Raw genomic sequence first — 12337 nt, 5'->3', positions numbered from 1 at the left:
TTTCTAACCGCGCATTGGCCGCCGGACGGCGGGGTGGGCGGCAAGAGCGATCCGGCAGGCACGCCGATCGAGGCGCGGTGCACCCGCAGGGCCGGAATGGAATGGAGGAGGCGAGCCTGCTCGCCTTGCGCCGCGCCGCGGCGGGCCTAGAGGATGAGCGACGCCCACCCCGCCAGGCCGGAAGGCCAATCAGGCGCCATCGCGCACACGCGCGATGTCTGCTTGCGGGACCGCAGGCCCCGCCCCCTGCAAGGGATCGTCACCCGAAGGGACGAGACGCCGTCAGGCGGCTCGGTCGAGCGCAAGCGAGATAGAGCCCGGCCGCGCGCCCGCGCGGGGCAGCCCGACTTTGCCTCATCACTTGCCTTGGAATTGCTCACACAGCCGCCCGGCCCCGAGCACGGCAAAGAGGCCGGTAGTGGCAGGGGGCCCATCAACCCGCCTCTCTAAACAGCGAAACCTACCCCTCGCCGAAATTCAAGAATGGGACCACCTGTTGGACTCATACGCCAGACTGTGGAACCGAAATATCGCCAAAAATTTGTCATCAAAATACCAATTAAGGATGATTTTCAGGCGGCTCGATTTGCGGGTTTTCAGTCAGAAATTTTGCGCTGCGGCAAAATGTAACCTTGTGTTAATATTAAATTTGTTCAGTCTACGGATCGACGCGGATCGCTTTGCAAGAATCCGCGTCAGAGCTATTTGAGCGTGTCTCGAAAGGATAGTCGCATGCAGATGATCCCACAGGCAGTGCGATGCCTTTTGAACCGTCACGAACCCGTTCGCCATGATGCGAAATGGGACATCTCGGGCCACTATCTGAGCTCGTGCGCAAACTGCGGCACGAGCATCAAGCGTCTGCGCAAGGGCGTGTGGCGCAGGGACGAGGCGCCCCCTCACTAATACGGCGGGGTCAGGAACTCCGACGGCTACTCCGCAAGCTTCTTTCCGCAGCCCAAGCCGCTCCGCTCGAGGCGATTCCTGCAACATTTCCTCTGCATCCAGATCGCGAACGAATCAGCCATGCTGATCTCGGCTACCGACCATTTTGCTGCAAATTTTCCGCGCAAAAAACGAAGCGCCTCTCAGGAAATCGAGCCTGAATAGTCCCTTATCGCAAATAATGACACATTTAATATTGCGATGAACGGGTGTATTATGGCGACGAATCGAGGGGAATAAAAGTGAACGGAGCGGATTTGAAGATCAAGGTCGAGCGGCTTGCCGACGGCGAGCTTCTCGGTCAGGTCGCGGATGACACCTCTTCGAACCCATGGGTCCGAACAGGGGCGGAAGTTCGCTTATATTTGAACGAGCCGGGCACCGTATTCAGAAGTCCGGACACTCTGGGTATCGGCCGGGTCTATGAGGACCGAGTGGAAGTCGACATGATCCTTCCGCCTTCCGTCATAAACAGGCTGCTCACGCAGTTGACCGACGGCAAACAGGCCTGTCTCGGCCTCGATACCCACGAGACCGGCGAATACACATTTCGCGTACTGTCCTGCACGAGCCAATCCGCGCGGCAAGAGAGCAAACCGGCTTCGAGATACGCGGCAGCAGCCAAGCACGCCGCGTAAGCGGTCTTCTAAGGAGATCGGTGCGAAGGTTCAGGCACCTGGATTAGACGAAGCGAGGCCGGGAACACCGAAACGCTCCCGCTCCTTCGCCCAATCCCGATAAGCAGGCAAACGCTACGCCGAGGCGCCTCGCATCAATTGCCCGCCTGCGTTTTGTCTGCCGGCGCAGGCACTTCGATATCCACCAGCTCCCATCCCAGGCCATCGCGCTTGAAGATGAGCGTCGGCGCCTTTTCGCCGTCCTGTGCCTTCGGATGCGCCGTGAAGCGGTCCAGCCCTCGCCGCTCGATCTGCCACTGGGCCTCTTCGCCCTTGGTCTGATCGGCTACCGGCTGCCCCGGAGTCTTCATCTTCCCGCTTTCGACCATGACCTTGATGCCTTCGGGCGAAACGGCACCATCGATCATGGGGTCGATGATAGCGCCCGCAAAAGCCATGCCCATCGCGGCAAAGGGATTGTCCTTCTCCTTCGCCAGTTCGGCGGTCACCATCGCGCGCATCTGGCTCTTCAAGGATTCGCGAATGGCGGGAAAATCGACACGCTCGCGCAATTCGTCCTTGTCGCCCGCCAGCGCCGCATCCCGCAGCCCCTTCATCGCCAGACCGGGCGACAACCAATACCAGCCACCGGCCGCGACGACGATCGCGGCCACAACCGCCAAAACAGCTTTCTTCAACTGAGCCCCCGTTCAATGTTTCGAAACGGCTAAGTGAAGCGCTATCCCGCTGTCTACATGGATTTTTTCACTCTTCGTGATCCAGATCACTTTCGCTGGCCGAAGCGGAGGCATCTAATTCGCCACTCTCGTTCTGACAACAGAACGCCGCCCAATCATCCATCATGATCCGCCGCTTCTGGAGCAGATTGCCGCGCCGGTAGGCGGCTTCGGTCTTGTCCTTCACAAGATGCGCCAGCGCGGCTTCGGCGACATCTCCGGGATGCTGGGTCTCCTCGCTGACCCAGTCCCGGAAGGACGAGCGAAATCCGTGGACCGTGGATGACTGCTTCATGTCCCTGAGAAGCTGGGTTAGGGTCATATCGGAAAGCGGCGCATTGCGCCGAAGGCCCGGAAACAGAAGCGGGCAGCGCGGGTGGCGCAGTTCGGCACAGCGCTCGAGAATCCGGATTGCGGGTTTGGAAAGCGGCACGACGTGCTCGCGCTGCGCCTTCATGCGCTGTTTGGGGATCGTCCAGAGCTTCGCCTCCAGATCGATCTCGTCCCAGGTGGCGCCTCGCACCTCGCCGGACCGGGCCGCCGTCAGGATGGCAAAGTGCAATGCGAATCTACCGTACGATTCGCGCGCGCTGAGTTTGACTAGGAACGCAGGCACCCTGTCATAATCCATGGCCTCGAAGTGAGTGTCCTTTTTGGGCTGCCGGGGCAGGCCCTTGGAGATCGCCCGCATCGGCGCTTCGCTGTCCCGGTACCCTGAGGCATAGGCCCAATCCAGCACGGTCCCGATACGCTGCCGGACGCGCCGGGCCGTTTCCGGCTTCGAGAGCCAGATTGCCATCAGCACTTCGCGAATCATGGGCCCGGTGATTTCGCTGACTTTCACGTTCCCGAGGCGCGGAAAGGCATAGACCTCGAGCGTCCTCATCCACTGGGCTTCGTGCTTTTCGTTTCGCCAGGTCTTGCGAAGCGCCGCTATCACCTGCCCAGCCATTAGTCGAAAGGTCGGAACGCCTTCCGCTTTTTGTCTCTCGAGAATCGGATCGAGCCCCATCTCCACCCAGGTGCGAATTTCGGCGGCTCGCTCGCGCGCCAGCGCCAGGGGGACCTTTGTCGCGCTGCCGAGGCCGAAATCGCGGCGCGTGCCGTTCTTTTGGACCCGGCACAGCCAGCTCTTGGTCCCGCTTGGTTGCACGACCAGAAAGAGACCGTCGCCGTCGCCCCATCGGCCGGGGCGGGTAATGGATTTCACAGCTGCCGCAGAGAGTTTTCCCATAGCCTTTTTTCCCACACTTCTTATCAAGTTACCAATCGGTCACCGATGGACAGAGAAGGACGCGTGGGGACGCGAATCGCTCGTAACGCTCTAAGAACGTGGAGCTTTTTTGATTCGCTTTGGATTTGGCTGGATCAGCCGGTGGCGGAGCGGGAGGGATTCGAACCCTCGATACGCTTTTGGCGTATACTCACTTTCCAGGCGAGCGCCTTCGACCACTCGGCCACCGCTCCGCATGCACTGGAGACGCGCGCCCTAGCGTGGGATGCGGGCTTTCGCAAGCGTTCCTGGCATGCCAAGACCCACTCATGCGCAAATTCCTTTTGACCGCCATGCTTTCCGCCGCTTTTTCCGCCCCGCCGATCGCTTCGGAGGCGCCGAAACTGCTCACGCCCAGCGATATCGTCGCCAGTTCCCCGGCCTCCGACTGGCGCCGGATCGCGCCGAAGGACCTCCTCGTCATGGACCTTGCGCCCGATGCCGCCGGAAAGCCGCGCCGGGTGGTGATCCAGCTGATTTCCGCACCTTTCTCGCAAGGTTGGGTGGACAATATCCGCAAGCTTGTGGCCGCGCGCTGGTACGACGGGATCGCCGTCGTGCGCGTGCAGGACAACTATGTCGCGCAGTGGGGCGATCCCGATGGCGAAGTTGCGGGCAAAGCGAAAGCACTGCCGGTGGGTCTGAAGGTCATGAAAGACAGCGACTACGCCGTTGCGGATAAGTCGGTCTTGGCGGCCTATTCCGCCGGGGCCAAGCTGAAGGACAGCTATGCCTCGGTGACTTCATTTCGAGATGGATGGCCGTTCGCCGGGTCTTCGCATGCGATCTGGCCTGTCCATTGCTACGGCGCGGTAGGCGTCGGCCGCAATCTCACGCCTGACGCCGGTACGGGTGCCGAGCTTTATGCCGTGATCGGCCATGCCCCGCGCCAGCTTGACCGCAATGTTGCCGTGGTTGGCCGCGTGATCGAGGGTATCGAGAATCTCTCCGCCCTGCCGCGCGGGACTGGACCGATGGGCTTCTATGCAGACCCGGCGCAGCGCGTGAAACTGCTCTCGGTCCGCATGGGCGACGAAGTGCCCGGCCTGCCCGCCTACGAATATCTTTCGACCGAGAGCCCGAGCTTCGCCGCCTATGCCGGCAAGCGGGCCAACCGAAAGGACGATTTCTACATTCAGCCGGCCGGCGGTGTGGACATCTGCAACCTGCCCGTGCCGATCCGTGTCGTGAAACCGTGACCGGCGCGCTTCATACCGAGCATGTCACGCATACCGGCCGGCTCTGGCGCTGGGCCGGGGGTGCGAACGGCACCTGGCACTTTCTCACTATCGACGGGGCCGCTGGCGAGGCGCTTTCGGGCACGGCGCTGATGCGCAAGCTTGAGGGCCAGTCGCGTGGGTTCGGCTCGCTCAAGGTCAAGGTGCAGATCGGCCAGACCGTGTTTGCCACCTCGGTCTTCCCCAGCAAGGCGGAAGGGGGCTGGCTGCTGCCCGTCAAGGCCAGCGTACGGCGCGCCGAGAGCCTTGCCGAAGGCGACGACGTGGAGGTCTCGCTCGAATTCTGAGCGAGACCTCCACGTCTTCAGATGCGTTCGGCGTTCGCCACGGCCTCGCTCGCGCGCAGGGCGCCGACGATGCGGGTGAGGTGCGCGAGGTCGTTCACCTCCAGATCGACGATATAAGTGCCGAACGGCTCGTCGCGCTGGATCATCTGCAAGTTGGTGACGTTGGCTCTGTTGGAAGCGAGGATCTGCGTCACTTCGGCCAGCGTGCCCGGCCGGTTGTAGAGGACCAACTGCAAGTGGCCGACCGCGCCGGTGGTGCGTTCGCCCCATGACAGGTCCAGCCAGTCCGCATCGACGCCGTTAGCGAGCGTCAGACAGTCGATGGTGTGAACTTCGACCTTGTGATCGGGGCGACGCAGGCCGACGATGCGGTCGCCGGGAACCGGGTGGCAGCAGGATGCCAGCTCGAAGCCCACGCCCGGCGTGAGCCCCCGGATCGAGATCGCGCGTTCGACACGGGTCCATTCGGGCTCGTCCGGCAGTTCCGCCGTGCTGCCGGGCATCAGCGCTTCCATGACCTGCCGGTCGGTCAGCCGCGCCGAGCCGACCGCGAACAGCAGGTCTTCCTCGTCACGCATACCGAGGCGCTGGATCGCACCGTCGATCGCCTTCTTGCCGATGCGGGCAGGCAGGCGTCCGGCGATCTCGTCCAGCAGCTTGGCACCGATCTCGGCGACCTCGGCGCGTTCCTTGGCCCGCACCGCACGGCGGATCGAGGCCCGCGCCTTGCCGGTGACGACGAAGCCCAGCCACGAGAGCTGCGGTTCCGAACCGGGGCTCTTGATGATCTCCACCACGTCGCCGTTGGACAGGCGCGTGCGCAGCGGCATGTGCCGCCCGTTGATCTTCACGCCGACCGCGGCATTGCCGAGATTGGTGTGCACCGCATAGGCGAAGTCTACTGCGGTCGAGCCTTTAGGAAGCTGGAACAGCGCGCCCTTGGGCGTGAAGGCGAAGATGCGGTCCTGATAGATCGCCATCTTCGTGTGTTCGAGCAGTTCCTCGGCATCGTGGCTGGCATCGACAATCTCGATAAGGTCGCGCAGCCAGCCCACTTGCCCGTCGGGGCGGGAGCCGCCCTGCTTGTAGGCCCAGTGTGCGGCGAGGCCGAACTCGTTCGTGCGGTGCATCTCCCGGGTGCGGATCTGCACTTCGACACGCATCGAATTCTCGTAGATCAGCGACGTGTGGAGCGACTGGTAGCCGTTCGACTTGGGCGTGGAGATATAGTCCTTGAAGCGCCCCGGGATCGATTGCCAGGTCGTGTGCAGCACGCCTAGCGCCTTGTAGCATTCCTCGACCGAATCGGTGAGCACGCGGAAGGCCATGATATCGGTGATCTGCTCGAAGGTGACGTGGCGCTCGGCCATCTTGTGCCAGATCGAATAGGGATGCTTCTCGCGACCGGAGACTTCCACGTTGAGCCCGGCCTCGGTCAGCGCCTGCTTCACCGACAGCGCGATGGCATCGACATGGCCGCCTTCCTGATTGCGGATCTGCGCGAGGCGGCCGGTGATCGTGGCATAGCCTTCCGGCTCAAGCTGCTCGAAAGCGAGCAGCTGCATCTCGCGCATATATTCATACATGCCCACGCGCTCGGCGAGCGGGGCGTAGATATCCATGGTCTCGCGGGCGATGCGGCGGCGCTTGTCCTCCTTCTTGATGTAATGGAGGGTGCGCATGTTGTGCAGCCGGTCGGCCAGCTTCACCAGCAGGACGCGCAAGTCCTCGCTCATGGCGAGCAGGAACTTGCGCAGGTTTTCCGCCGCGCGCTCGTTCTCGGTCATCACCTCGATCTTGGAGAGCTTGGTGACGCCGTCCACCAGCCGCGCGACATCGGGGCCGAACAGCTTCTCGATCTCCTCGATCGTCGCCAGCGTGTCCTCCACGGTATCGTGGAGCAAAGCGGTGATGATGGTCTGGGGGTCGAGTTTCAGCTCGGTCATCAGGCCCGCGACTTCGACCGGATGGCTGAAGTAGGGATCGCCCGAAGCACGCTTCTGGCTGCCATGCTTCTGTACGGTGTAAACGTAGGCACGGTTGAGCAAGGCCTCATCGGCCTGGGGTGCGTATTCCTTGACGCGTTCGACGAGTTCATATTGGCGCAGCATTTGCTACAGCATGTCAGGATTTTTCGCGGCGCGGCAAGGGGCAGATGCTGCGAATGCAACATTTGCAAGCGCGCAGACCGCGCGAACATACCTCCGGATCGCACAAGACACCAATCGTTTGCATGAGGAAACTGCGCAGCGTTTGCTTAAATTGACGTGAATTCGCCCTCCCCCATGCTCCACCAGGACAGAAGCCAAGCCGCCTTCATGGACGTCTGCCACTGGGATGTCCGGGGCCGCCCCTCCTGCATGGAGGCCGAGATGGGGAACAGCCTGGACATGGCAATCTACGCCGCAATCCTGGGCATGAGCGACGACGAGCTGCTTACCGCGTCATTCCTGCCGGAAGCCGATGACGAACACAACGATAGCGGCCGTCGCTACCCGCGCGCACCGCGACTGCACACCTTGATCCGTGCCAGCCTGATCGCCGATCACGGTACGGGCAAGAGCGGGGAACCGATGGAGGAGCTGACACTCGTCCGCAATGTCTCGGAGCGCGGCATGTGCCTCGTCCTGCGCGGAACCGCGCCGCATGCGGGCGACATGGTCTACGTGCGCCTGCCCACCGAACAGGAATTTCGCGGTCAGGTACGCTGGAGCGACGGACGGGCCTGCGGCATCCAGCTCTTCGAGAAACTCGATGTCGAGGCGCCGGTCGTCACCACGCAGCGCCGCAATGCCCCGCTGTCGCGCATGTTCAACGGTGAAGGTGACGAACCGCTAGTGGCTCCGCCCAGCATGCCGGCCCAGCCGATGCGCGCCTGCTGAAAGGCCCCGCCTGGGTCAGCTATACGAGAAGGCCGTCACCACGCCGTGGCGCGTGTCGCACTTGAACGTCTTCTTCTTCATCTTGATCGAGCCGTCCTTCTGACGGATCGCGACATCGACTTCCGCGCGCACCGAGGCGCGGCCGTCACTCTTCTTGTCGGTATCCTCGACCTTTTTCATGCTGACGTCGGCCGCGCCCAACTTGTCCCCGCGCGCCTTGGCCTCGGCCATGCAGACCGCAACGGCCTGATCGCGGGCATCGGCATCGGCCGACATTGCCGGAGGCGCAGCGGGTGCGGGAGCGGGATCCTGGCTCCACGCCTTGCTCACCACCGCAAACCCGAGCACCAGCACATTGGCGCTTGCAAAGAATTTCCACGATGGGTTGGACATCGCCGTCTCCTGCCATCGACGCCCCGCATCTTCGCGGGGGCCATCGAGAGGATAGCGTGGAGGCAAAATCGCACCGGCCCCATTGGGGCGAATCCGCACATGCCCACAGGGAAAACCCTAGGCGGTGAATGCATGAACGGATGACCTCGACAGCAATGGCGAGCCGCCAGTTTCACCTGTTCGTCGCCCCCGCGCAGGCGAGGGGGCCGCTTTCTTGAAACCTCGCCTTAAGCGGGATCCTCGCCTACGCGGGGATGACGAGTGCTAGGCCAGCGTTCAGGCTGAGAACAATTGCTGCGCCGCCCGCCGAGTCGATACGCCCCACTGCCCGCTCAGCTCCAGGTCGCCTCGGGCGGCAGGCTCATCAGGATTGCGTCGATATTGCCGCCGGTCTTGAGGCCGAACAACGTGCCCCGGTCGTAGACGAGATTGAATTCGGCATAGCGCCCGCGCCATTCGAGCTGGCGCGCCTTGTCCTCGGCCGTGAACGCCATCCCCATGCGCCGGCGCACAAGGCGCGGGAAGACGGCAAGGAACGCCTCGCCCACGGCGCGGGTGAAGGCGAAGTTCGCGTCCCATGCGTCCTCATCGGCGCATTCGAGGTGGTCGTAGAAGATCCCGCCGACGCCGCGATGGACCTTGCGGTGGGGGATGTAGAAGTAGTCGTCCGCCCAGGTCTTGTAGCGATCGTGGTCCGCCCCGTGCGCGTCGCAGGCGGCCTTCAGCTCGGCGTGAAACTCGGCGGTGTCTTCGTCATAGGGGATCGGCGGGTTGAGATCGGCGCCGCCGCCAAACCACGCCTTGGTCGTGGTCAGGAACCGCGTGTTCATGTGCACGGCGGGCACATGCGGATTGGCCATGTGCGCGACCAGACTGATGCCGGTGGCCGAAAAGGCGTTCTGCTCGGCCGAGGCACCATTGATCGTGCCAGCGAAGTCCTTCGACAGCGATCCGACCACGGTAGAGACGTTGACGCCCACCTTTTCGAAGATCTGGCCCTTCATCATCCCGCGCGTACCGCCACCGGTCTCGCCCTCTTCGCCGCCCTCGACCGCCGCGCGCTTCCACGGCTTATATTCGAAGCATGCCGCAGAGCCGGCCTCGCGCTCGATCGCTTCGAACTCGGCGCAAATCATGTCGCGCAGGGTTTCGAACCATTGGCGGGCGCGGTCGGTACGGGCGGTCCAGTCGGTCATTCAATCTCCCCTTCCGCCGGGCGCTTGCCAAATCGGGCGCCCTGCGGCAAGGGAAAGCCATGGTTCCCTTTTCGTTCTGCGCGCAGGAGATCTGTCTGGTGCCTGCCCCGGCAGGGCGCGGCGTGGCGCTCTACTGGCCGCGCGAGCAGGCGCTGCTAGTAGCGGATCTCCATCTCGAAAAGGCCAGCTATTTCGCGAAGACCGGGCAGATGCTGCCCCCTTACGACAGCCGCGAGACACTGGAGCGGCTTGCACTGGCCGTGCGGCAGACCGGGGCGCGGCGGGTCTTTGCGCTGGGAGACAATTTCCATGACAGCGCCGGGACCGAGCGCCTCGATGCCCATTCGGCGGGAATGCTCTCGGCGCTGACGCGCGCGCTCGACTGGGTCTGGATCACCGGCAATCACGACCCGGTGCTGGACCCGTCCATCGGCGGCACCCGGGTTGAAGAGATCGCAGTCGAAGGCATCGCGCTGCGCCATGAGGCGAAGCCGGGCACGCGCGAGCCCGAACTGTCAGGCCATTTTCACCCGCGCCTCGTGGTCCATGCGCGCGGCCGCCGGATTGCCCGTCCTTGCGTTGTGCATGGCGGAAACCGGCTGATCCTGCCCGCATTCGGTGCGCTCACGGGCGGAATGGACGCGGCCGATCCGGCGATCCTCTCGGCCCTTCAGCCCGCCATCGAGATCGACGCGCTGGTGGCCGCGAAGGACAAGCTCCTGCGCTATCCCCTCTGGCGCGCGGCCGCATAGATCGGACCCGGCACGGGTGCGGAAAAAACGCTGAAAACGCCTCCCGCCACTCTTTCAAATCGGGTCCGACTACCTATATCCGACTAGGCCGTTTTCTGCGGCCGGGGCGTCCTGTAGATTTCCTTGAAATCCGTCTTTGCGTGTCGGGCCGATTCGCATTAATGACGCCCGCACTCGCATCGCGACAGAAACGATTCAGGAGAACGCTTATAGCACCCCCACCCCGGCGCATGATGACGCCACCGGTCAAGAGTGGACCGCGCTTCAATAACATGATCCAGTCGGACAAGGTCCGTGTGATCGACGAGAACGGCGAGAATATCGGCGTCATGTATACGCGCCAGGCGATCGAGCAGGCGGCCGAAGTCGGCCTTGACCTGGTCGAAGTATCGCCCAACGCGGATCCGCCGGTTTGCAAGTTCCTCGATGTGGGCAAGTTCCGGTACGAGGCCCAGAAAAAGGCCAATGCCGCGCGCAAGACCCAGAAGACGCAGGAGATCAAAGAGATCAAAATGCGTCCGAACATCGACGATCACGATTATGACGTGAAGATGCGCAACATCCACCGGTTCATCCTTGACGGTGACAAGGTGAAGGTGACGCTGCGTTTCCGCGGCCGCGAGCTTTCGCACCAGCAACTGGGCATGAACCTGCTCAAGCGCGTGCAGGATGACGTGAACGAGATCGCCAAGGTCGAAGCCTATCCGCGTATGGAAGGCCGCCAGATGCTGATGGTGCTTTCGCCGAAGTAATCGCGGCGGCCTATCGCAAGGCAAACGCAAAGGGCGCGCCGCAAGGCGCGCCCTTTGTCGTATCGGGCAAAGTTGTCGGGGGCGGCCTTATCCGGAGACGTTTGCCGGCAGCAGCGGCTTTTCCAGGACGACCATCCCCAGCGGCGGATCGAGCACGATCGGGAAAGCGCGCTTTTCGCCCGTCAGCACATAGCCGCGCCGCTCGTAATAGGCGATCAGTTCGAACCGCTTGTCGATCACCGTCATTTCCATGGCGCGGGCACCGAAGACATCCCTTGCCAAACCTTCCGCCGCGGCAATCAGCATGCGGCCAAGGCCGCCGGCTTGCAGCACGGGATCGATGCAGAGCAGACCGAGATAGGAGAGCCCCTCGCCGCGATCGGTAACCTGAACGCACCCGATCGGCGCGCCTTCGTCGGAGAGGGCGACGAGCAGGCGGTCGGCGGGACTTTCCAGAACCGCCGTGAGTTCCTCAAGATCGGTCCGCTCGCCATCGAGCAGGTCGGATTCGAACGTCCAGCCCGCCCGCGCGCTATCGCCGCGATAGGCGCGTTCGATGACGGGATGGAGCGCAGGCAAGTCTGATGCGACGGCGACGCGAATTTCCATGGACGTCCTCTAGGCAGGTCTAATGGCGCAAATGTCTGAACGGCGTTCCCGGAACAGGCAGGAGTCGCGCGCTCAGCGGCCCTTCCACTCGCGGCGTTCCTCGGCCGCGCGCAGGACTTCGTAGGCAAGCTGGTAGGTCTGGAAGGCCTTGGCGGCATCGGCATCGCCGGGCTTCACGTCCGGATGGACTTCCTTGGCCTTCATCCGCCACGCCTTGCGCACGGCGTCGAAGTCGGCATCGGGATCGAGGCCCAGCGCTTCCAGCGCGCGCAGCTCGTCGCGGCTGCGCGAACCGTCGCCCGAGCCGGTCCAGCCATAGTGCGCCGATTCCTTGTAACCCTCTGCCTCAGAGCGCTCTTCCGCCTCCCGGCGAGCGGCTTCCTCGGCGTCGAGACCGGCGAAATAGTCCCAACCGGCGTTATATTCGGCCGCGTGCTTCTGGCAGAAATACCAGCGGTCCGGGCTATTCGGGCTCTTGGGAGCGGGGCAATCCCCCGATTCGGTGCAGCCGTGCCGGTCGCACAGGCGCACCTGTGCCGCCTCGCGCGAGCTGCCATAGCTGCGCCAGCGCGGAAAACCCCAATCCATGGATCTGCCAGCCCGACTCATTCGACCGCCGATACCTGCCGACTCGAAACCATTGCAAGCTCCATCTC

General features: G+C 63.1%; 13 protein-coding genes and 1 tRNA gene. 6 read left to right on the top strand and 8 right to left on the bottom strand.

Features of this window, described 5'->3' with window-relative positions; translation table 11 throughout:
- Nucleotides 1-1187 precede the first annotated feature (1187 nt).
- Nucleotides 1188-1583 (top strand): hypothetical protein, encoded by a 396-nt coding sequence (locus tag AC1VVM_RS06195; RefSeq protein ID WP_482956126.1) that lies wholly within the window; start codon nucleotides 1188-1190, stop codon nucleotides 1581-1583.
- Nucleotides 1584-1717: 134 nt separating this feature from the next.
- Here the strand turns inward: AC1VVM_RS06195 and AC1VVM_RS06190 are convergent, their stop codons facing one another.
- The 3 genes from AC1VVM_RS06190 to AC1VVM_RS06180 all read right to left on the bottom strand — a co-directional run bounded on the left by AC1VVM_RS06190 (nucleotide 1718) and on the right by AC1VVM_RS06180 (nucleotide 3766).
- Nucleotides 1718-2260: a DUF2939 domain-containing protein gene (locus AC1VVM_RS06190; RefSeq protein ID WP_482956125.1), complete on the bottom strand. Its 543-nt coding sequence runs from the start codon at nucleotides 2258-2260 to the stop codon at nucleotides 1718-1720.
- A gap of 67 nt (nucleotides 2261-2327) precedes the next feature.
- Nucleotides 2328-3533, bottom strand: a complete 1206-nt coding sequence (locus AC1VVM_RS06185; protein WP_482956124.1) for a tyrosine-type recombinase/integrase — start codon at nucleotides 3531-3533, stop codon at nucleotides 2328-2330.
- Between the two features lie 142 nt (nucleotides 3534-3675).
- Nucleotides 3676-3766: transfer RNA gene (locus AC1VVM_RS06180), tRNA-Ser, on the bottom strand.
- Nucleotides 3767-3841: 75 nt separating this feature from the next.
- Here AC1VVM_RS06180 and AC1VVM_RS06175 point away from each other — a divergent pair.
- Nucleotides 3842-4771: a peptidylprolyl isomerase gene (locus AC1VVM_RS06175; protein WP_482956123.1), complete on the top strand. Its 930-nt coding sequence runs from the start codon at nucleotides 3842-3844 to the stop codon at nucleotides 4769-4771.
- The gene (locus tag AC1VVM_RS06170; RefSeq protein ID WP_482903164.1) at nucleotides 4768-5097 is read left to right on the top strand and encodes a DUF1905 domain-containing protein; all 330 of its coding nucleotides are present in this window, start codon (nucleotides 4768-4770) and stop codon (nucleotides 5095-5097) included. The genes AC1VVM_RS06175 and AC1VVM_RS06170 overlap by 4 nt, the downstream gene beginning before the upstream one ends.
- Before the next feature lie 17 nt (nucleotides 5098-5114).
- Here the strand turns inward: AC1VVM_RS06170 and AC1VVM_RS06165 are convergent, their stop codons facing one another.
- Complete coding sequence (locus AC1VVM_RS06165; RefSeq protein WP_482903163.1) at nucleotides 5115-7208, bottom strand: RelA/SpoT family protein; 2094 nt, start codon at nucleotides 7206-7208, stop codon at nucleotides 5115-5117.
- A gap of 261 nt (nucleotides 7209-7469) precedes the next feature.
- Here AC1VVM_RS06165 and AC1VVM_RS06160 point away from each other — a divergent pair, with 261 nt between their 5' ends.
- Nucleotides 7470-7979, top strand: coding sequence for a PilZ domain-containing protein (locus AC1VVM_RS06160; protein ID WP_482956122.1), 510 nt, complete (start codon nucleotides 7470-7472; stop codon nucleotides 7977-7979).
- Nucleotides 7980-7994: 15 nt separating this feature from the next.
- Here the strand turns inward: AC1VVM_RS06160 and AC1VVM_RS06155 are convergent, their stop codons facing one another.
- Together AC1VVM_RS06155 and hemF are read right to left on the bottom strand one after the other, a co-directional pair.
- Nucleotides 7995-8372 carry a hypothetical protein gene (locus tag AC1VVM_RS06155; protein ID WP_482956121.1) on the bottom strand — a complete coding sequence of 126 codons (378 nt, stop codon included), beginning with the start codon at nucleotides 8370-8372 and terminating at the stop codon, nucleotides 7995-7997.
- 332 nt (nucleotides 8373-8704) lie between these two features.
- Nucleotides 8705-9568, bottom strand: a complete 864-nt coding sequence (gene hemF, locus AC1VVM_RS06150) for an oxygen-dependent coproporphyrinogen oxidase (protein ID WP_482956120.1) — start codon at nucleotides 9566-9568, stop codon at nucleotides 8705-8707.
- 59 nt (nucleotides 9569-9627) lie between these two features.
- On the opposite strand from hemF, the gene pdeM reads away from it, so the two are divergent.
- On the top strand, nucleotides 9628-10320 hold the full coding sequence (gene pdeM, locus AC1VVM_RS06145) for a ligase-associated DNA damage response endonuclease PdeM (protein WP_482903158.1): 693 nt from the start codon (nucleotides 9628-9630) through the stop codon (nucleotides 10318-10320).
- 230 nt (nucleotides 10321-10550) lie between these two features.
- On the top strand, nucleotides 10551-11072 hold the full coding sequence (gene infC / locus AC1VVM_RS06140) for a translation initiation factor IF-3 (RefSeq protein ID WP_132388475.1): 522 nt from the start codon (nucleotides 10551-10553) through the stop codon (nucleotides 11070-11072).
- Between the two features lie 87 nt (nucleotides 11073-11159).
- Here infC and AC1VVM_RS06135 read toward each other — a convergent pair whose 3' ends face one another.
- Together AC1VVM_RS06135 and AC1VVM_RS06130 are read right to left on the bottom strand one after the other, a co-directional pair.
- Nucleotides 11160-11681, bottom strand: a complete 522-nt coding sequence (locus AC1VVM_RS06135) for a GNAT family N-acetyltransferase (protein ID WP_482903157.1) — start codon at nucleotides 11679-11681, stop codon at nucleotides 11160-11162.
- A 72-nt stretch (nucleotides 11682-11753) separates the two neighbouring features.
- Nucleotides 11754-12290 carry a J domain-containing protein gene (locus AC1VVM_RS06130; RefSeq protein WP_132388471.1) on the bottom strand — a complete coding sequence of 179 codons (537 nt, stop codon included), beginning with the start codon at nucleotides 12288-12290 and terminating at the stop codon, nucleotides 11754-11756.
- Nucleotides 12291-12337: the final 47 nt, after the last annotated feature.

The organism is Novosphingobium sp. BL-S-33 (assembly GCF_056857025.1).
Note: the sequence above shows the minus strand (reverse complement) of the source record. Positions and strands in the feature narration are given on the sequence as shown.